The sequence below is a fragment of the Leclercia sp. W6 genome (genome assembly GCF_003336345.1).
In the GTDB taxonomy this organism is placed as follows: Bacteria; Pseudomonadota; Gammaproteobacteria; order Enterobacterales; family Enterobacteriaceae; genus Enterobacter.
In genome coordinates this window covers 88,645-105,826 of record NZ_CP031104.1, presented here as the reverse complement: position 1 = coordinate 105,826, position 17,182 = coordinate 88,645, and the positions used below count along the sequence as shown (strand labels likewise).

Annotated in this window: 19 protein-coding genes; 5 read left to right on the top strand and 14 right to left on the bottom strand. The window is 57.7% G+C overall.

From position 1 onward, the window contains the following. Positions 1–128: 128 nt before the first annotated feature. The 4 genes from DVA43_RS00550 to DVA43_RS00535 all read left to right on the top strand — a co-directional run bounded on the left by DVA43_RS00550 (position 129) and on the right by DVA43_RS00535 (position 4,757). Entirely contained in the window at positions 129–1,673 is a 1,545-nt protein-coding gene (locus DVA43_RS00550; RefSeq protein WP_114314233.1) for a PTS transporter subunit EIIC, read from the top strand. An 11-nt stretch (positions 1,674–1,684) separates the two neighbouring features. Continuing rightward, positions 1,685–3,052, top strand: coding sequence for a 6-phospho-alpha-glucosidase (locus DVA43_RS00545; protein WP_114314232.1), 1,368 nt, complete (start codon positions 1,685–1,687; stop codon positions 3,050–3,052). 89 nt (positions 3,053–3,141) lie between these two features. Then, on the top strand, positions 3,142–3,987 hold the full coding sequence (gene sseA, locus DVA43_RS00540) for a 3-mercaptopyruvate sulfurtransferase (protein ID WP_114314231.1): 846 nt from the start codon (positions 3,142–3,144) through the stop codon (positions 3,985–3,987). Continuing rightward, positions 3,987–4,757, top strand: a complete 771-nt coding sequence (locus DVA43_RS00535; protein WP_114314230.1) for a MurR/RpiR family transcriptional regulator — start codon at positions 3,987–3,989, stop codon at positions 4,755–4,757. Before sseA ends, DVA43_RS00535 begins: the two co-directional genes overlap by 1 nt. Before the next feature lie 19 nt (positions 4,758–4,776). Here the strand turns inward: DVA43_RS00535 and sseB are convergent, their stop codons facing one another. The 11 genes from sseB to trmJ all read right to left on the bottom strand — a co-directional run bounded on the left by sseB (position 4,777) and on the right by trmJ (position 13,530). Then, complete coding sequence (gene sseB / locus DVA43_RS00530) at positions 4,777–5,553, bottom strand: enhanced serine sensitivity protein SseB (RefSeq protein WP_114314229.1); 777 nt, start codon at positions 5,551–5,553, stop codon at positions 4,777–4,779. Between the two features lie 94 nt (positions 5,554–5,647). Then, positions 5,648–6,934, bottom strand: a complete 1,287-nt coding sequence (gene pepB / locus DVA43_RS00525) for an aminopeptidase PepB (RefSeq protein WP_114314228.1) — start codon at positions 6,932–6,934, stop codon at positions 5,648–5,650. Between the two features lie 59 nt (positions 6,935–6,993). Then, on the bottom strand, positions 6,994–7,194 hold the full coding sequence (gene iscX, locus DVA43_RS00520; protein WP_032613119.1) for a Fe-S cluster assembly protein IscX: 201 nt from the start codon (positions 7,192–7,194) through the stop codon (positions 6,994–6,996). Position 7,195: 1 nt separating this feature from the next. Continuing rightward, positions 7,196–7,531, bottom strand: a complete 336-nt coding sequence (gene fdx / locus DVA43_RS00515; protein ID WP_039029728.1) for an ISC system 2Fe-2S type ferredoxin — start codon at positions 7,529–7,531, stop codon at positions 7,196–7,198. Position 7,532: 1 nt separating this feature from the next. Next, positions 7,533–9,383, bottom strand: coding sequence for a Fe-S protein assembly chaperone HscA (gene hscA / locus DVA43_RS00510; RefSeq protein ID WP_114314227.1), 1,851 nt, complete (start codon positions 9,381–9,383; stop codon positions 7,533–7,535). Between the two features lie 14 nt (positions 9,384–9,397). Further along, the gene (hscB, locus tag DVA43_RS00505) at positions 9,398–9,913 is read right to left on the bottom strand and encodes a co-chaperone HscB (protein WP_039029730.1); all 516 of its coding nucleotides are present in this window, start codon (positions 9,911–9,913) and stop codon (positions 9,398–9,400) included. A 77-nt stretch (positions 9,914–9,990) separates the two neighbouring features. After that, positions 9,991–10,314, bottom strand: a complete 324-nt coding sequence (gene iscA, locus DVA43_RS00500) for an iron-sulfur cluster assembly protein IscA (RefSeq protein WP_103180721.1) — start codon at positions 10,312–10,314, stop codon at positions 9,991–9,993. Between the two features lie 15 nt (positions 10,315–10,329). After that, complete coding sequence (gene iscU, locus DVA43_RS00495; RefSeq protein ID WP_004866383.1) at positions 10,330–10,716, bottom strand: Fe-S cluster assembly scaffold IscU; 387 nt, start codon at positions 10,714–10,716, stop codon at positions 10,330–10,332. Between the two features lie 23 nt (positions 10,717–10,739). Next, on the bottom strand, positions 10,740–11,954 hold the full coding sequence (gene iscS / locus DVA43_RS00490) for a cysteine desulfurase (RefSeq protein WP_103180722.1): 1,215 nt from the start codon (positions 11,952–11,954) through the stop codon (positions 10,740–10,742). A 116-nt stretch (positions 11,955–12,070) separates the two neighbouring features. Next, entirely contained in the window at positions 12,071–12,562 is a 492-nt protein-coding gene (gene iscR / locus DVA43_RS00485) for a Fe-S cluster assembly transcriptional regulator IscR (protein ID WP_103180723.1), read from the bottom strand. 239 nt (positions 12,563–12,801) lie between these two features. After that, positions 12,802–13,530, bottom strand: a complete 729-nt coding sequence (gene trmJ / locus DVA43_RS00480) for a tRNA (cytosine(32)/uridine(32)-2'-O)-methyltransferase TrmJ (RefSeq protein ID WP_114314226.1) — start codon at positions 13,528–13,530, stop codon at positions 12,802–12,804. A 124-nt stretch (positions 13,531–13,654) separates the two neighbouring features. Here trmJ and suhB point away from each other — a divergent pair, with 124 nt between their 5' ends. After that, a complete protein-coding gene (gene suhB, locus DVA43_RS00475; protein ID WP_103824616.1) occupies positions 13,655–14,461 on the top strand; it encodes an inositol-1-monophosphatase in 807 nt (268 codons plus the stop codon). A 71-nt stretch (positions 14,462–14,532) separates the two neighbouring features. Here suhB and DVA43_RS00470 read toward each other — a convergent pair whose 3' ends face one another. The 3 genes from DVA43_RS00470 to DVA43_RS00460 all read right to left on the bottom strand — a co-directional run bounded on the left by DVA43_RS00470 (position 14,533) and on the right by DVA43_RS00460 (position 17,060). Beyond that, positions 14,533–15,360 carry a hypothetical protein gene (locus DVA43_RS00470; protein ID WP_114314225.1) on the bottom strand — a complete coding sequence of 276 codons (828 nt, stop codon included), beginning with the start codon at positions 15,358–15,360 and terminating at the stop codon, positions 14,533–14,535. A 105-nt stretch (positions 15,361–15,465) separates the two neighbouring features. Then, entirely contained in the window at positions 15,466–16,431 is a 966-nt protein-coding gene (locus DVA43_RS00465) for a nickel/cobalt transporter (protein WP_114314224.1), read from the bottom strand. After that, positions 16,422–17,060, bottom strand: coding sequence for a DUF1007 family protein (locus tag DVA43_RS00460; RefSeq protein ID WP_114314223.1), 639 nt, complete (start codon positions 17,058–17,060; stop codon positions 16,422–16,424). The genes DVA43_RS00465 and DVA43_RS00460 overlap by 10 nt, the downstream gene beginning before the upstream one ends. Between the last annotated feature and the right edge of the window lie 122 nt (positions 17,061–17,182).

Below are 17,182 nucleotides of genomic sequence, written 5' to 3'. Positions count from 1 at the left end.
AAGGTTACATGTAACCTTTAACGTCATTTGTTTTTAAAACAAGAAGATATATGGATGAACAGGCGTTCCCACTGCTAGTTTTACTCTCAGACGCACCTTGAGTGCGCGGTTCAATAAGAGAGAACATGATGAAACGAGCCGTGAACGCCCTACAAAATTTCGGAAAATCATTATATGGACCGGTACTTATCCTGCCGATTGTCGGTCTGTTTATTGCCTTTGGAAACGTGCTGGGTAACGGTGGTCTTGCCGGCTACCTGCCATTCCTCGGCCATCCGCTGATCCAGAGCATCGGCCAGCTGATTTCAAAATCCGCCGTCTCGGTGCTGGTTAACCTCGCGCTGGTGTTCGCCGTGGGGATCCCCATTGGTCTGGCAACACGTGACAAAGGTTACGCGGCGCTGATTGGTCTGGTCACCTTTGTGGTGTTTATCAACGCCATGAACGTGACCATGAATCTTCAGGGCGCGCTGGCGCCAGCGGAGCAGATGAAAGCCGCCGGACAGAGCATGGTGCTGGGCGTACAGGTGCTGGAGATGGGCGTATTTGCCGGGATCCTCACCGGGGCGCTGTCGGGCTACCTGTATAACAAATACTCCGGGGTACAGTTTAACGGCGCGATGGCGATCTACTCCGGGCACTGCTTTGTCGCCATCATTATGCTGCCGGTCTCAATGCTGCTGGGGGTGGTGATGAGCGAGCTGTGGCCGTTTGCTCAGCACGGGATCAGCACGATGGCCTTAGCCATTAAAGGTTCCGGACCGTTTGGGGTGGCGATTTATGGCTTCCTTGAGCGCATCCTGGTGCCGACCGGCCTGCACCATCTGGTCTATACCCCCTTCCTCTATACCGAACTGGGCGGTACCCAGGAGGTCTGCGGCGCTACCTACCAGGGCGCGCGTAATATCTACTTCGCCGAGATGGCCTGCCCGGACGTGAAACAACTCAGCAGCACCGTGGTCTGGGATGCTCGCGGTATCAGCAAGATGTTTGGCCTGCCTGCCGCCGCGCTGGCGATGTATGTCACCGCGAAACCGGAGCGTAAAGCCGCGGCGAAAGCGATTCTGATCCCGGCGGCACTGACCTCCCTGCTGGTAGGGGTGACCGAGCCTATCGAGTTCTCCTTCCTGTTTGTCGCCCCGCTGCTGTTTGTGGTGCACGCGGTGCTGACCGGGATCGGCATGATGCTCTTCTCCCTGTTCGGCGTTCACGCCATCGGGGCCAACGGCATCATCGATTTCATTCTTTATAACCTGCCGCTGGGCACGGAAAAGTCCAACTGGCCGATGTACATCCTGGTCGGGCTGATCATGTTCACCGTCTACTTCGTTGTCTTCCGCTTCCTGATCCTGCATTTCCGCATGAAAACGCCGGGACGCGAAGAAGAGGATCAGGAGACCCGTCTGTACAGCAAGCAGGAGTATCAGGCGAAAGGCAGCAATGACGGCTTAGGCGAGGCGATCATCGTCGGCCTCGGCGGACGCGACAATATTGATGTGGTGGACAACTGCTACACCCGCCTGCGCGTCACGGTGAAAGATGTCGCCGTCATCGACGAGCCGCGGCTCAAGGCGACGGGCGCGAAAGGCATTATCAAACAAGGTAACAACGTTCAGGTGGTCTACGGGCTGCATGTCAAAAAAATGCGAGAAGCGGTCGAGACGGTTCTCTGAAGGAGATAAACATGATTACACCCCCATTCATTCTCTCTATCGCCGGTGGCGGCAGCACCTATACGCCCGGGATTGTGAAAAGCCTGATGGTGCAGCTGGACAAATTCCCGCTGGCGGAAATTCGCCTCTACGACATCGATGAAGCGCGGCAGAATACCATCGCGCCGGTTGTGGAGAAGGTGATTCGCGATCACAGCCAGAGTATCAAATTTACCGTTACCAGCGACCCGGAAGTGGCCTTCAGCGGCGCCCATTTTGTCTTCGCCCAGATGCGCGTGGGTCAGTACAAAATGCGCGAGCAGGATGAGAAGATCCCGCTGCGTCACGGCGTGGTCGGTCAGGAGACCTGCGGCCCGGGCGGGCTGGCGTACGGCTTGCGCACGATCCTGCCGATGGTTGAACTGATCGATATGGTCGAGCGCTATGCGCATGAAAAAGCGTGGATCGTCAACTACTCCAACCCGGCGGCCATCGTCGCAGAGGGTGTGCGCCGCCTGCGTCCGGACGCCCGGGTGCTGAACATCTGCGATATGCCAGTCGCAGCGATGCGCAATATGGGGGCCATTCTGGGCGTGGATCGCCACAAGCTGGAGGCGGATTACTTCGGTCTGAACCACTTCGGCTGGTTTACCCGCGTGCTGGTGGATGGCGAGGACAAACTGCCGGAGCTGCGTCGCCATGTCGCCAGATTTGGCCTGCTGACGGAAGATGCGGCTAAAACCGACCCGCAGCACTCCGATCCATCCTGGGTGAAAACCTGGCGCAACATCAAGCCGATCATGGATAACTTCCCGGAGTATCTGCCGAACCCCTATCTGCAGTACTACCTGATGCCAAACCAGATTGTGGAGCACCAGAACCCGGACTATACCCGCGCCAACGAAGTGATGAACGGTCGCGAGAAAAAGCTGTTTGCGGCCGCGGAAGAGTATAAACAGACCGGGATCCTGCCAGATGCGTTCCACGTAGGGGTGCACGGCGAGTTTATCGTGGATGTGGCCCGCTCACTGGCGTTTAACCTGCGCCAGCGCCATCTGGTAATGGTAGAAAACCGCGGGGCGATTACTAACCTGCCGTATGACGCCATGGTTGAAGTGCCGGCCTATATCACAAGCGTTGGGCCAGAGCCGATCCGCATCGGCCAGGTACCGCTGTTCCACCAGACCCTGCTGCAACAACAGCTGGCCTCGGAGCAGCTGCTGGTAGAGGCCACCATCGAAGGCAGCTACGAGAAAGCGTTGCAGGCGTTCACCCTGAACCGCACCGTGCCGACCATGGAGCATGCCAAAGCTATTCTGGACGAGATGATCGAAGCTAACCGTGAATACTGGCCTGCATTACAGAAAGCGTGGCAGGACGGAGAAGCGGTGAAAAAATAAGGGCTTGCTCGCGAGTTGAACGTGGTTCCCTTGTCGGTGTCAGAAAAAACACCGACAATCCATTATTGGATTCATTTATGGAGGCAACCATGTCCACCTCATATTTTGTCGCAGCCGACTGGCTGATTGAGCACAGTGACGATCCTGAAGTCCAGATCCTCGACGCGCGCATGGCGCCGCCAGGGCAGGAGCATCGTGACATTCCCGCGGAATACCGCGCCGGGCATCTGCCGGGGGCGGTATTTTTTGATATTGAAGCCCTCTCCGATCACACCTCTCCCCTGCCGCACATGATGCCGCGCCCGGAAGCCTTTGCGGTCGCCATGCGCGAGCTGGGCGTCAGCCACGACAAGCATCTGGTGATTTACGACGAAGGGAATCTCTTCTCCGCCCCACGGGCGTGGTGGATGCTGAAAACCTTCGGCGTGGAAAAGGTGTCGATTCTGGCGGGCGGGCTTGCGGGCTGGCAGCGGGCGGAGCTCCCGCTCCAGCAGGGGGATGTTTCCCTGCCGGACAGCGACTTTGAAGCCACCTTCGACGCCGGAGCGATCAAGCGCGTCACCGACGTGCTGCTGGCCAGCCACGAACAGACCGCGCAGATTGTCGATGCCCGCCCTGCCCCGCGCTTTAACGCCGAGGCCGACGAGCCGCGCCCTGGCCTTAAGCGCGGCCATATCCCTGGCGCACGTAACGTGCCGTGGGGCGATCTGGTGTTTGAAGGCGAGCTGAAAACCACCGATGAGCTACGTGAGATTTTTGCCCGTCAGGGTGTGGATCTGCATCAGCCAGTCGTCGCCAGCTGCGGCTCGGGCGTCACCGCCTGTGTGGTGATCCTGGCGCTGGCGACCCTCGGCAAAACCGACGTGACACTCTACGACGGGGCGTGGAGTGAATGGGGTGCCCGGGACGATCTGCCGGTTGAACCGGCGCAGTAATGGATAACCGCCTGGCGACATTGTTATCGCGCGGGGAGACCCTGACCCGCGCGGAATATCGCGTGCTGGCCCATCTGACCGGGCATCCACTGCTGGTGGGCCAGATCACGGTGCGGGAGCTGGCGCAGGCGACCTTTGTCTCGACCGCCACCATTATGCGTCTGTGCCGCAAGCTGGGGTTTAGCGGCTTTAGCGAGTTCATCTGGCACTGCAAGCAGCTGTTGAGCGACACGCCGCACATTGCCGCCGAAAGCCGTCAGCCTGCGGAGCTGCCCGCGCTATTCAATCAGTTTATCGCCAACTATCAGCAGACCTTTCAGTGGGCGACGGTGGAAAAACGCCGCCATTTTGCCGAACTGCTGCGGGAAAAAGAGAGCTTCTTTCTCTACGGGGCGGGCTTTTCCTATCTTTTTGCCGAGTACCTGACCAAAAAATTGCAGGTGCTGGGCAAGACGGCCTTTATCTCCGGCCCGGGCGACAGCCGTAATATCTTTCTCAGCAACGCCTCGCGCTATCAGGTCTTCATCGCGGTCTCGCGCAGTGGGGAAACGGAACAGGTGCTGGATAAAGCGCGCATTGCGCAGAACGTGGGGATGACGGTGGTGGCTTTTACCCGCGCGTCGGCGAATAGCCTGGCGGGGATGGCGGATCTGCATTTTGCTTTGTACGACGAAGCGGTGCATTTCGCCGCCGAAGCCGCAGGGGTAACGTCGTTTGAGTCGAACCTGGTGCTGCTGATGGATTTACTGCTGCTGGAAGCAACGGGGTGAGAACCCACCCCGTACGGGCTCAGATAATACGGTTGTTTTTGAAATCGCGCAGGAAGCCACCCCAGCGGCGCTCATAGAATGGCGTGATGTGCTCGGTGATAAAGTGGCTGATGCCCTTCTCCCCCGCCACTACCCGGCAAATATCGATCGGCTCGTCGCCCGGCAGGGTGTCGGTCGCCACGCTGCCCGCGGCCTGAATGATGTCGTCGATCTCGCCATCCGCCTCGATACCAATCAGCAGTACCGGCTGTTCGTCAGCCTGCTCTTTGATGGCGCAGAGAAACGCGCGCTTGACCGGCTTGAGGGTCTGGAAAAGGGTGGTCAGGGAGTCGATCATCTGCGCCGGTGGCTCGGCCACTTCCGACAGCAGCAGCGACTCGCCGCCCTCCAGCACCTCCTGGGTGCTAAGCGGGTTGCCCTCTTCGCCAATCAGATGGCTGATTTCACGCGGGGTGAACTCTTTTCCGGTCGGCAGTTTGGCGTTCAGAAACAGGGTTTCGCCCAGCGTCATCTCAAACAGGGTGCGCACCGGCATCACCACGAACGCCTGCTCATCTTCAACGGCTTGCTGTAAGGCCTCAAGGGAGGAGAAGAACGGGATCACCGAGGTGCCGTCGTCTTTTTCCCAGTGCAGCAGATCCAGGGCGCTGTCCTCAACAACCTGCTCGCCTTCCGCCGCCGTACCGGGCACCCAGACGGTGGACTCCAGCAAGGTGCGGAAGAATGCCGGACGATGGGCAGGCTCGGTGGCCGCTTTCTCCAGCAGGGTTTCTAATTCGTTTTTGGTTTCTGACATAGTTTCACTACTTCAAAATTGCCGGGTGGCGCTACGCTTACCCGGCCTACAAGCCCCGTAGGCCCGTACAAGCGCAGCGCCGCCGGGCAAATAGTTACTCTGCGGTTAACAGGTTCGCGATGGTACGCACACCCAGACCGGTTGCCCCCGCGGACCACTGTTCAACCGCCGCTTTACGGTAGGTCGCGGAGCAGTCAATGTGCAGCCAGCCTTCGCGATAGTTCTCGACAAAGTGCGACAGGAAACCGGCGGCGGTGCTCGCCCCCGCCGGGTAGGCCGCGCTGGCGGTATTGTTCAGTTCGGCAAAGTTCGACGGCAGCTGGCTGCGGTGGAACTCGGCCAGCGGCAGACGCCAGAACGGTTCGTTCTCGGCGGCAGCGCTCGCCAGCAGGCGGTTTGCCAGCTTATCGTCGAAGCTGAACAGCGCGTGGTAGTCGTTGCCCAGCGCGGTTTTCGCCGCCCCGGTCAGGGTCGCCATGTCGATAATCAGCTCTGGTTTTTGCGCCGAGGCATCGATCAGCCCATCCGCCAGCACCAGACGGCCTTCGGCGTCAGTATTCATCACTTCGACGTTTTTGCCGTTGCGGTAGCGAATAATGTCGCCGAGCTTAAAGGCGTTACCGCTGACCATGTTGTCGGCGCAGCAGAGCCAGAGCTTCACGCGTTTGTTCAGGCCACGGGTAATGGCAAAGGCCAGCGCACCGGTGATGGTCGCCGCGCCGCCCATATCCGACTTCATGGAGTCCATGAACGCGCTCTGCTTCAGGCTGTAGCCGCCGGTGTCAAAGGTAATGCCCTTCCCGACCAGACAGGCGAATACCGGGGCCGCTTTATCGCCGGTTGGGTTGTAGTCCAGCGCCAGCAGCACCGGCGGGCGCTCAGAGCCGCGACCCACGGTGTGGATGCCCATATAGTTCTGTTCGCGCAGGTCTTCGCCTTTGGTGATGCGGTAAGAGACGTTGTCGCCCGCCACCTTGCTCAGCAGATCGACGGCACGCTGCGCCAGCTGCTCCGGACCCAGCTCTTCCGCCGGGGCGTTAATGGTGTCGCGCACCCAGTCGATAATGGTCAGACGGCTTTCCAGCTCGCGCTTGCCGGCGTCGTCGAGATTAGCCCACTCGATTTTACGGCTGCCTTTTGGCCCTTTATAACCGGCCCAGAAGGCCCAGCTGCGGTCGGTATCCCAGCCTTCGCCGTCGAGTAACACATGTTTAATGCCCAGGCCGTCAATTTTACGCGCCGCGCGCTGGATCAGGCCTAAATCGTCGCTGCCGTTCAGGTGCAGGGTAATACCGTCGTTGTTGATGCTGTAAGTGGCTTTTTCACCCCAGCGCGCATCGGCAGGCTGAGTAGAGAGCGTAATCTTCATCGCTTCGGTCATTTTATTTTTCCTTATTAGCAACAAGCAAACGGGCCGCCTGAAGGCAGCCCGTTACGTTTTTATTCTGCTTCGTCCAGCCAGACTAACAGAATCGCCTCCAGAATTTTTTCATTGGATGCGTTGGGATCGTCGTCAAACTCTTCCAGATCGCAAATCCACTGATGCATATCGGTGAAGCGTACGGTCTTCGGATCGAGATCCGGGTTGGCGTCGTACAGCGCCTCGCCGATTTCACGGCTGTCTGTCCACTTCAGTCCCATATTAATGCTCGCGTGCGTGGTTAAGCGTATAACGCGGAAGTTCGACCACCAGATCTTCATCGGTGACACGCGCCTGACAGCTCAGGCGGCTTTCCGGCTCCAGACCCCATGCTTTATCGAGCATGTCGTCTTCATCCTCTGTGCTCTCCGCCAGGGAGTCAAACCCCTCGCGGACGATGCAGTGGCAGGTTGTGCAGGCACAGGATTTTTCACAGGCGTGTTCCACTTCAATACCGTTACGCAGGGCAACGTTAAGGATGGTTTCGCCGGTCTCAGCTTCCAGAACTGCGCCATCCGGACAGAGGTCCGCATGTGGCAGAAAAACAATCTTTGGCATATTAAACCTCGTCCACGGAGTGGCCTTTCAGCGCAGTACGGACAGACTGGTCCATACGACGAGCGGCAAACTCCTGGGTTTGTTTATCAACGTTTTTAATCGCTTGTTCTATGGCGTCAGCGTCATTGCCTTCGGCCACCGCAATCAACTGTGCGACGGCATCGTCAATGGCCTGACGTTCAGCGGCGCTTAGCAGCGCGGCATCAGCAGTGAGTGCGCTGTTCAGGCTTTCCAGCACGCGTGCGGCTTCGACTTTCTGTTCGGCCAGCATACGCGCCTTCACATCCTGCTCAGCAAAACTCATTGAGTCCTGAATCATGGTGGCGATCTCATTATCGGTCAGACCGTAGGACGGTTTCACCTGAATGGAGGATTCGACACCGGTCGATTTTTCCATCGCCGTGACGCTCAGCAGGCCGTCCGCATCTACCTGGAAGGTGACGCGGATATGCGCCCCGCCCGCTGGCAGCGCCGGAATGCCGCGCAGGGCGAAACGCGCCAGCGAACGGCAGTCCTGAACCAGCTCGCGCTCACCCTGCAGCACGTGGATCGACATTGCAGTCTGGCCATCCTTGAAGGTGGTGAACTCCTGCGCGCGGGCCACCGGAATGGTGGTGTTACGCGGGATCACTTTCTCCACCAGGCCACCCATGGTTTCTAACCCGAGGGAGAGCGGGATGACATCCAGCAGCAGCATTTCGCTGTCCGGCTTGTTGCCGACCAGAATATCGGCCTGAATAGCGGCGCCGATAGCGACCACTTTATCCGGATCGATAGAGGTTAATGGCGTGCGGCCAAAGAACTCGCCCACGCGCTCACGCACCAGCGGCACACGGGTTGAACCACCGACCATCACCACCTCCAGCACCTCTTCGGCTTCCACGCCCGCATCTTTCAGCGCGCGGCGGCAGGCCAGCAGAGTGCGTTTCACCAGCGGGGCAATCAGTTCATTGAACTGCTCGCGGCTGATGTCGCCTTTCCAGCCTGCCACCTCAACGGTCACGGAGGAGGCATCGCTGAGGGCGATTTTGGCGGCAATGGCCGCATCCAGCAGCTCGCGCTGGACGCGCAGGTCGCTGCGATCGGCAATCCCCGCCTGCTCGCGGATGTGATCCGCCAGCAGATGGTCGAAGTCGTCACCGCCGAGGGCAGAGTCGCCGCCGGTCGCCAGCACTTCAAACACCCCGCGGCTCAGGCGCAGAATGGAGATATCAAAAGTTCCGCCGCCGAGATCGAATACCGCGATCACCCCTTCCTGGCCGGAGTCCAGACCATAGGCAATGGCGGCCGCGGTCGGCTCGTTGAGCAGGCGCAGCACGTGCAGGCCCGCCAGACGCGCGGCATCTTTGGTGCCCTGACGCTGGGCGTCATCGAAATAGGCTGGAACGGTGATCACCACGCCATCCAGCTCGCCTGAAAGGGTCGCGGTCGCGCGGGTGGCCAGCGCCTTGAGGATATCGGCAGAGACGCGGATCGGGTTCAGTAACCCTGCGGCAGTGGCGATCATCGGCAGGCCATTTTCACTTGCCTGCAGCTGATACGGCAGATGGGGATAACGGTTCTGGATATCCGCCAGCGAGCGGCCCATCATGCGTTTTACCGAGCTGATGGTATTGGCAGGATCCTGCGCGGCATTGGCGCGGGCATCAAAGCCCACGCTGTGGCCCTGAGGCTGATAGTGGACCACAGAAGGCAACAGATGTTGACCCTGCGCATCCGCCAGCGTCTCAGCCTGGCCGCTGCGCACGGTCGCCACCAGCGAGTTTGTGGTGCCTAAGTCGATGCCCACCGCCAGACGACGCTGGTGCGGTGCGGCACTTAAACCTGGCTCACTAATTTGTAATAAGGCCATAATCGCTTCCGAAATTAAAAATCGAGCAGCTTTTCTTCGAGTTGTTCAGCACTGCTTCGCAGTTTATCGAGAAAACGCAGCTTGCGAACGCTGTCCGCTGCCACGTCCCACGTCTCGTTATTCAATTGGTCAACCATCTGCTGATGGCGGGTATCGAACATCCCTTTTACGCGCTTGATAAAGCGCTCCAGACGGGCTTCATCTTTGGCCTGTTCAATCTCATCCAGCTCTTCACGCAGCTCCAGCTGTTCCATCAGGAACGCGGTATCGCGGACGGTGTGTTGCTCACTAGAGAGATCAAACCCGTGACGCGAAAGCAGATATTCTGCCCGGCTCAGCGGATTGCGCAGGGTTTGCCACGCCTGATTGATGGTCGCAGAGTGCTGCACCGCCGCCAGTTGTTCCGCCTGCGTGCCGCTGGCGAATTTATCCGGGTGATACTGACGTTGCAGATCCTGGAAACGGGCCGCCAGCGCCTGAGTATCAATTTCATACCCGGCTGGTAACCCAAAGAGGGTAAAGTAATCCATAACAATCTCAGGGTTAGCTGATTAAAGCAAACCCCACACACAGCCTGGCTGCGGTGGGGTTAACAGGTGATGCGCAATTATACGTGGAAGCTTTCGCCGCAGCCGCACTCGTCTTTCACGTTCGGGTTGGTGAATTTAAACCCTTCGTTAAGACCTTCTTTAACAAAGTCCAGCTGAGTGCCGTTCAGGAACTGCAGGCTTTTACCATCGACCACCACCTTCACGCCTTTGTCTTCGAACACGGTATCTTCTGCCGCAGGTTCGTCAACAAATTCCAGTACATACGCCATACCGGAACAACCGGAGGTGCGTACACCCAGTCGCAGGCCAAAGCCTTTGCCACGGTTTGCCAGGAAGGCGCTTACTCGCGCGGCAGCGCTGTCGCTAAGGGTAATCGACATAACAACCTCAACTAATTATTTTGCTTCACGTTTGCTTTTGTAATCCGCAATTGCGGCTTTGATCGCATCTTCCGCCAGGATAGAGCAGTGGATTTTCACCGGCGGCAGTTCGAGTTCGTCAGCAATATCGGTATTTTTAATCGCCTGCGCTTCGTCCAGAGACTTGCCCTTCACCCACTCGGTGACCAGGGAGCTGGACGCGATTGCGGAACCGCAACCGTAGGTCTTGAAGCGCGCGTCTTCAATGATACCTTCATTGTTGACTTTAATCTGCAACTTCATCACGTCGCCACACGCTGGTGCACCCACCATGCCGCTGCCCACGCTGTCGTCGCTGTTGTCGAAGGAGCCCACGTTACGTGGATTCTCGTAATGATCGATAACTTTTTCGCTGTATGCCATGCTGAATTCTCCTTACAAACCGATTAGTGATGTGACCATTCAATGCTGTTCAGATCCACGCCTTCTTTGTACATTTCCCACAGTGGAGAAAGGTCACGCAGACGGCCAATGGAGTTGCGAACCAGTTGGATGGTGTAGTCAATCTCTTCATCGGTAGTAAAACGACCTAAAGAGAAGCGGATAGAGCTGTGTGCCAGCTCGTCGGTCATGCCCAGCGCACGCAGTACGTAGGACGGCTCCAGGCTTGCAGAAGTACACGCAGAACCGGAAGAGACGGCCAGGTCTTTCAGGGCCATGATCAGCGACTCGCCTTCAACATAGTTGAAGCTGACGTTGAGGATGTTCGGTGCGCCCTGCTCGAGATCGCCGTTCAGGTAGACCTCTTCCATATCTTTCACGCCTTCCCACAGACGGTTGCGCAGCGTACGCAGGCGCGCCATCTCGGTTTCCATCTCTTCTTTGGCGATACGGTAAGCTTCACCCATGCCCACGATCTGGTGAACAGGCAGCGTACCGGAACGCATGCCGCGCTCGTGACCACCGCCGTGCATCTGGGATTCGATGCGGATACGTGGCTTACGACGCACGTACAGCGCGCCGATACCTTTCGGGCCATAGATTTTGTGGCCGGAGAAGGACATCAGGTCTACTTTCAGCTGGCTCAGATCGATAGGCAGTTTGCCCACGCTCTGGGTCGCATCCACGTGATAGATAATGCCGCGCGCACGGCACAGCTCGCCGATTGTCGCGATATCCTGCACCACGCCGATTTCGTTGTTAACGTGCATGATGGAGACCAGAATGGTGTCGTCACGCATTGCCGCTTCGAGCTCTTTCAGGTCGATGATACCGTTGCGCTGCGGGGCGAGGTAGGTTACTTCAAACCCTTCACGCTCCAGCTGACGGCAGGTATCCAGCACGGCTTTGTGTTCAGTTTTGCTGGTGATGATGTGCTTGCCTTTTTTCTGGTAGAAATTAGCCGCACCTTTAATCGCCAGGTTATCGGATTCGGTTGCGCCAGAGGTGAAAACAATTTCACGCGGGTCGGCACCAACCAGCTCGGCAATCTGATTACGGGCGATATCTACCGCCTCTTCAGCATGCCAGCCAAAACGGTGTGAACGGGAAGCTGGGTTACCAAAGTTTCCGTCCAGGGTCAGACACTGCATCATTTTCTCGGCAACACGCGGGTCCACCGGCGTGGTTGCGGAGTAGTCGAGATAAATCGGTAATTTCATTGCTCTATAAACTCCGTACATCGCTTCAATGCAAGGAATCAGGCAACCGGCTGGATGTACGACCGAGTACACGGGGCGTTACGCCCCGGCCTGATTCTGAAATACTTATCTTTTTATTACGCGCGTAATTTGACGTCGATAGCGTCCTGCGCGCGGGTATTACGATGGGAATCGTGGCTGTGCTGACGGCCTGATACGTCCAGAACTTCCTGGTTATTTACCAGCTCACCGAGGGTGATATTGTTCAGGAAACCGGTCAGACGGTCGCTCAGATCGCGCCACAGCGCATGCGTCAGGCATTTGTCGCCGCCCTGACAGCCGCCTTTACCCTGGCAACGGGTCGCGTCGACGGATTCGTCAACTGCGCTAATCACTTCACCAACCGCAATACTGCCCGCGTCTTTACCTAACAGATAACCACCGCCAGGACCGCGAACGCTGGAAACCAGGCCATTTTTACGCAGTCGGGAAAAAAGCTGTTCCAGATAAGAGAGGGAGATTCCCTGACGTTCAGAAATATCAGCCAATGGAACCGGGCCCGCTTCGGAGTTGAGCGCAACGTCCAGCATCGCGGTCACGGCATAACGCCCTTTAGATGTCAGTCTCATGTCTTACTTAACCTCAAACTCGCCCCTGCCCGGGGTTTTTTATTGTAAAGTGGGGGTATTGCATAGCAGGGCCAAGTCTGACATTCCTGACTAAAATGGTCAACTATTTACTTGACTGATTTAGTCAGGTATTTAACCTTCTGTGCGTTCATCTGTTTTTGCCGGGTGGCGCTTCGCTTGTATGGGCCTGCGGGTTTCGTAGGCCGGGTAAGCGCAGCGCCACCCGGCGCCACACCGCACTACTCTTTATTCTTCTGCTCAATCGACGCCAGAATACCGCGCAGGATGTTCAGCTCCTGGCTCTCCGGACGGGCGCGAGTAAAGAGGCGGCGCAGACGGTTCATCACCTGACCCGGATGACCTGCGCGGATAAAGCCAGTAGCGAGCAGGGTCTGCTCCAGATGGCCGTAGAACCGCTCCAGATCGTCCACCAGCGGATAAGGCGTCTCTTCCTGCGTAGCCGGAACATCTTTTTCCTGGGTTGCCAGCCAGGCCATACGCACCTCATAGGCGATAACCTGCACAGCCATCGCCAGGTTCAGCGAGCTGTACTCCGGGTTGGCGGCAATGGCAACGTGATAGTGGCACTTCTGCAGCTCATCGTTGGTTAGCCCCACGCGCTCGCGGCCAAACACCAGCGCCACCGGCGCATGCTGGCCTTCGCTGATGCTTTTCAGCCCGCATTCACGCGGATCGAGCATCGGCCACGGCAGGGTGCGGGAACGCGCGCTGGTGCCCACCACCAGGCTACAACCCGCTAAGGCTTCATCCAGGGTGTCGACGATCTGGGCATTGCCAATCACGTCGCTGGCGCCTGCCGCGAGGGCAATGGCCTGAGAGTCGGGTTTGACCAGCGGGTTAACCAGCCAGAGATTGGTTAAGCCCATGGTTTTCATAGCGCGGGCCACGGAGCCCATGTTGCCGGTATGCGATGTTTCGACCAGCACGATTCGGATATTTTGCAGCATAATTTTTCTGAGTATGGAGAATATTCGATGATGTTATCATAAACGGAAGACATATGCCGATCCCGCTGCTATACTCTGCGCCGTTTTCGTTTCCCCGTTCTTTAACATCCAGTGAGAGTAACCGATGCAACATCCAATGTTGACCATCGCCGTGCGCGCAGCGCGCAAGGCGGGTAATGTAATTGCCAAACACTACGAAACACCTGATTCCGTAGAAACCAGCCAGAAAGGCAGCAATGACTTTGTGACCAACGTTGATAAAGCGGCAGAAGCTGTAATTATCGACACCATTCGCAAATCTTACCCGCAGCACACCATCATCACCGAAGAAAGCGGTGAGCATGCAGGCGAAGATCAGGATGTTCAATGGGTTATCGATCCACTGGATGGCACCACCAACTTCGTTAAACGTCTCCCACACTTCGCTGTTTCTATCGCCGTACGCATCAAAGGCCGTACCGAAGTGGCCGTGGTTTATGATCCAATGCGTAACGAACTCTTCACCGCCACCCGCGGTCAGGGCGCACAGCTGAACGGCTACCGTCTGCGCGGCACCAATGCTCGCGACCTCGACGGCACTATCCTGGCGACCGGGTTCCCGTTCAAAGCCAAACAGCACGCCCCTGCGTACATGAAAATTCTGGGCAAACTGTTCACCGAGTGCGCCGACTTCCGCCGCACCGGTTCCGCTGCGCTGGACCTGGCCTACGTTGCCGCTGGCCGCGTTGATGGTTACTTCGAGATTGGCCTCAAGCCGTGGGACTTCGCCGCTGGCGAACTGATCGCGCGTGAAGCGGGCGCGCTGGTGTGCGATTTCACCGGTGGGCACAACTACATGCTGTCCGGCAACATCGTTGCGGGTAACCCACGCGTTGTGAAAGCGATGCTGGCGAACATGCGTGACGAACTGAGCGAAGCGCTGAAGCGTTAATCTCAGCGGGCGGGTGAAGATCCTTCACCCGCCTCTTTTCCTACCCTGCCCCGCCCTCAGGCCATTAACGATTACTTCAGCAGTGACAGCAGAATACGAATGAAGGTATTGGTGACCATCACCAGCACCACCATGCCGTTAAACAGCGCAAAATACCGCCACCCTTTTTGACACCGCGCCTCCCCCAGCCACTGATGCAGCAAACAGGCGATACCGCCCGTCGCCAGTCTGGCTAACAGCACGCCAATCATGACAGGCACAAACAGCAGCCATCCTGTCAGGATCAAATCATACTCCCGCGCCCCCAGCAGTAGCCATACGATCTGTGACGGCATATAGAAGCTCAGCGCGAAAATAAGCGGCAGGCGAATATTGCTTCGCGGACTTTCAGCGCTTTTCCGCCAGCACAGGGCATCGCGCACCAGTAACACGCCCAGTACCAGCGTGGCGAAATAGCAGACGTAGTTGAACGCTGCGGCAAAGCGCAGCAATGCCTCGTGGGAGAGATTCTGCGTAAATCCGATGCGCCAGAAAACGATGACAAAAAACCCGCACTGCAGGACCCAACTGCGCACTATCCAGTCAAGAAATTGCCTGGCCGAAGGCTGGTTATGCAGCATCCAGGCGACGAGTGGTATTTTGCTGTAGCCGGGATGCAGAAACGCCAGCACAAAACCGGCCACCAGCAGCTTGCCGTACATCGCGAGCGGAAGCGTGTCGATGCTGGTTTGCCCCATACCGATAAGAAAATAGAGGATGGAATAGATGCGGGGAAGATCTTCAGGCCACCAGCTTGCCAGTTCGGGCCAGAAGAAGACGATAACCAGGCCGAGCAGCAGGCCGGACCCGGCGGCGAACCAGAGATAGCGTGTTGAAAGAGAAGCATTATGATCGGTCATCGTGACTCCTTGTCATGACCCGAAAGCAAAGCTGCAAACTAAAACATCCCTGTCGAAGCGGCAATCATGTCCCGCCATTTTGGGATTTTTGCCCGGCAGGGACGATTAAAACGGCCTCAGCCCCCTGCCCACCGGCACCGCGCTCAGCCACATGATGACCGCCGCCACCAGCAACACCACACCGCCCGCTAATGCCAGCGTCGTCCATCCGACCTGTCGCCACAGCACCGGCGTTTTATTGCCGCTGAGCCTGACCGCCAGATGACGAAAGCCGTGCACCAGCAGTGCCAGCGAAGAGATGGTTAACCCCGTTCCTGCCGCCATCGCCAGCGCCGAGGCCACACCCCAGCTGAATACGCCGATCACCTTACTGAACAGCAGCACCATAATAGCCCCGGAACAGGGCCGCATCCCCATCGACAGAATAATCATCAGCCGCGCCCGCCAGTCATCCGCGCCCTGCATCTGCCCCGGCGTAGGCAGATGTTGATGGCCGCAGCCGCAGTTTGCGTCGTGGACGTGGTGTGGGGTAAAGGCTTTGAAGGTCGGTTTGCGCAGCAAGGCACGCAGTTTTTTCAGCGCCCGCCAGCAGAGCATAATCCCCAGCACGCCCACCAGGGCGTAGCTGCCCTTCTCCAGCCAGAAGCTGCTCATATGCAGATCCCGCGCCGGGAGCCGCAACAACATTAATACCCCCACCACCAGGGCGATCGCCACGCCCCCCTGTAATAAAGAGGAGGCCAGGGTTAAGCCGATGCTCGATTTCAGTTTTGAGGGGTGGGTGGCAAGCCAGGTGGTGATCACAATTTTGCCATGCCCCGGCCCCAGCGCGTGCAGCACGCCATAGAGGAAGCTGAAGATCAGCAGTGTTCCGCCTGCTGCCGTCGGGTTGTCGGCCACCGCTTTCAGCAAACCGCTCATCTGCTGGTTGACATCCCGCTGCCAGAGAATGCTCTGACGCATCACCTGCGGCCACGCCAGCCATAACCACACGGCCCCCGCCGCTGCCACAACGAGGAACAGCCCCAGCGGCCAGAGATCCCACCCACGTCGCGCGCGCATTACTGACATTGTAAGGTCACCGTCTGGGCAAACTGTTTGCCGAGATTCATATCTTCCGGCGGGGCATCATCTTTATCCAGCGAGCTGGCAAAGTTGAGCGTCTCGTCGCTGGGCTCCGGGGTATCGATAGTCAGGGCGCATTGACTTTTCAGGCCGTCAGGCAGCGTCACGTCATTATCCTCGGCATAGCTCATGTCGACATAATAAGAGGGATCGAAGGTCGAGAAGGTGTACTTTTGTCCGGCCAGCGGCTGGGGCTCCGCCAGCGGCAGAATAAAGGTCAGCACCGCCTGGTGATCCACGCGGCTCATACCGTACTGAGTGGGGCGATTAAGAAATTTCACCTTTTCCCCGTTATGCCAGAACTCGGTAAAGTAGTGCTGGCCGAGCACGTTAGCCATGACCTCCGCCGCCAGTTTTTTCCAGATTTCATCCCCGGGCTTTGCGTTCCCGGCATCATAAAGCAGATCGGCGGATGTTAGCTCGTCCATCACCCAGCGCATTTTCAGGCCGGTGACCTGCTCATCCTTCACCATGATTTGCGTTTTCAGGGTGATAAAGCTGTGAGGGTGCGCGACGGCGGAAAAAGACAAAACCGCCAAAAAAAGCGCAGTTGCGCTGCGTTTAACTATTTGCATCTCATCCTCACGTCAAAAATTCTGTGATGTTCACCCGCATTCCTGAAGGAAAGCCCGGCATCCCGTGCTATGGCGTACATCCTTTAGCTATTCTTATCAAACACCCTAACTGGAACCCGACA

What these genes read in the sequence shown, in the direction of transcription:
- DVA43_RS00465 (WP_114314224.1), bottom strand. Translation starts at nt 16,431, where the DNA reads ATGTCAGTAATGCGCGCGCGACGTGGGTGGGATCTCTGGCCGCTGGGG.
- iscU (WP_004866383.1), bottom strand. Translation starts at nt 10,716, where the DNA reads ATGGCATACAGCGAAAAAGTTATCGATCATTACGAGAATCCACGTAAC.
- iscX (WP_032613119.1), bottom strand. Translation starts at nt 7,194, where the DNA reads ATGGGACTGAAGTGGACAGACAGCCGTGAAATCGGCGAGGCGCTGTAC.
- DVA43_RS00545 (WP_114314232.1), top strand. Translation starts at nt 1,685, where the DNA reads ATGATTACACCCCCATTCATTCTCTCTATCGCCGGTGGCGGCAGCACC.
- hscA (WP_114314227.1), bottom strand. Translation starts at nt 9,383, where the DNA reads ATGGCCTTATTACAAATTAGTGAGCCAGGTTTAAGTGCCGCACCGCAC.
- fdx (WP_039029728.1), bottom strand. Translation starts at nt 7,531, where the DNA reads ATGCCAAAGATTGTTTTTCTGCCACATGCGGACCTCTGTCCGGATGGC.
- DVA43_RS00460 (WP_114314223.1), bottom strand. Translation starts at nt 17,060, where the DNA reads ATGCAAATAGTTAAACGCAGCGCAACTGCGCTTTTTTTGGCGGTTTTG.
- trmJ (WP_114314226.1), bottom strand. Translation starts at nt 13,530, where the DNA reads ATGCTGCAAAATATCCGAATCGTGCTGGTCGAAACATCGCATACCGGC.
- iscS (WP_103180722.1), bottom strand. Translation starts at nt 11,954, where the DNA reads ATGAAATTACCGATTTATCTCGACTACTCCGCAACCACGCCGGTGGAC.
- pepB (WP_114314228.1), bottom strand. Translation starts at nt 6,934, where the DNA reads ATGACCGAAGCGATGAAGATTACGCTCTCTACTCAGCCTGCCGATGCG.
- DVA43_RS00550 (WP_114314233.1), top strand. Translation starts at nt 129, where the DNA reads ATGAAACGAGCCGTGAACGCCCTACAAAATTTCGGAAAATCATTATAT.
- sseB (WP_114314229.1), bottom strand. Translation starts at nt 5,553, where the DNA reads ATGTCAGAAACCAAAAACGAATTAGAAACCCTGCTGGAGAAAGCGGCC.
- DVA43_RS00470 (WP_114314225.1), bottom strand. Translation starts at nt 15,360, where the DNA reads ATGACCGATCATAATGCTTCTCTTTCAACACGCTATCTCTGGTTCGCC.
- DVA43_RS00535 (WP_114314230.1), top strand. Translation starts at nt 3,987, where the DNA reads ATGGATAACCGCCTGGCGACATTGTTATCGCGCGGGGAGACCCTGACC.
- iscR (WP_103180723.1), bottom strand. Translation starts at nt 12,562, where the DNA reads ATGAGACTGACATCTAAAGGGCGTTATGCCGTGACCGCGATGCTGGAC.
- suhB (WP_103824616.1), top strand. Translation starts at nt 13,655, where the DNA reads ATGCAACATCCAATGTTGACCATCGCCGTGCGCGCAGCGCGCAAGGCG.
- hscB (WP_039029730.1), bottom strand. Translation starts at nt 9,913, where the DNA reads ATGGATTACTTTACCCTCTTTGGGTTACCAGCCGGGTATGAAATTGAT.
- sseA (WP_114314231.1), top strand. Translation starts at nt 3,142, where the DNA reads ATGTCCACCTCATATTTTGTCGCAGCCGACTGGCTGATTGAGCACAGT.
- iscA (WP_103180721.1), bottom strand. Translation starts at nt 10,314, where the DNA reads ATGTCGATTACCCTTAGCGACAGCGCTGCCGCGCGAGTAAGCGCCTTC.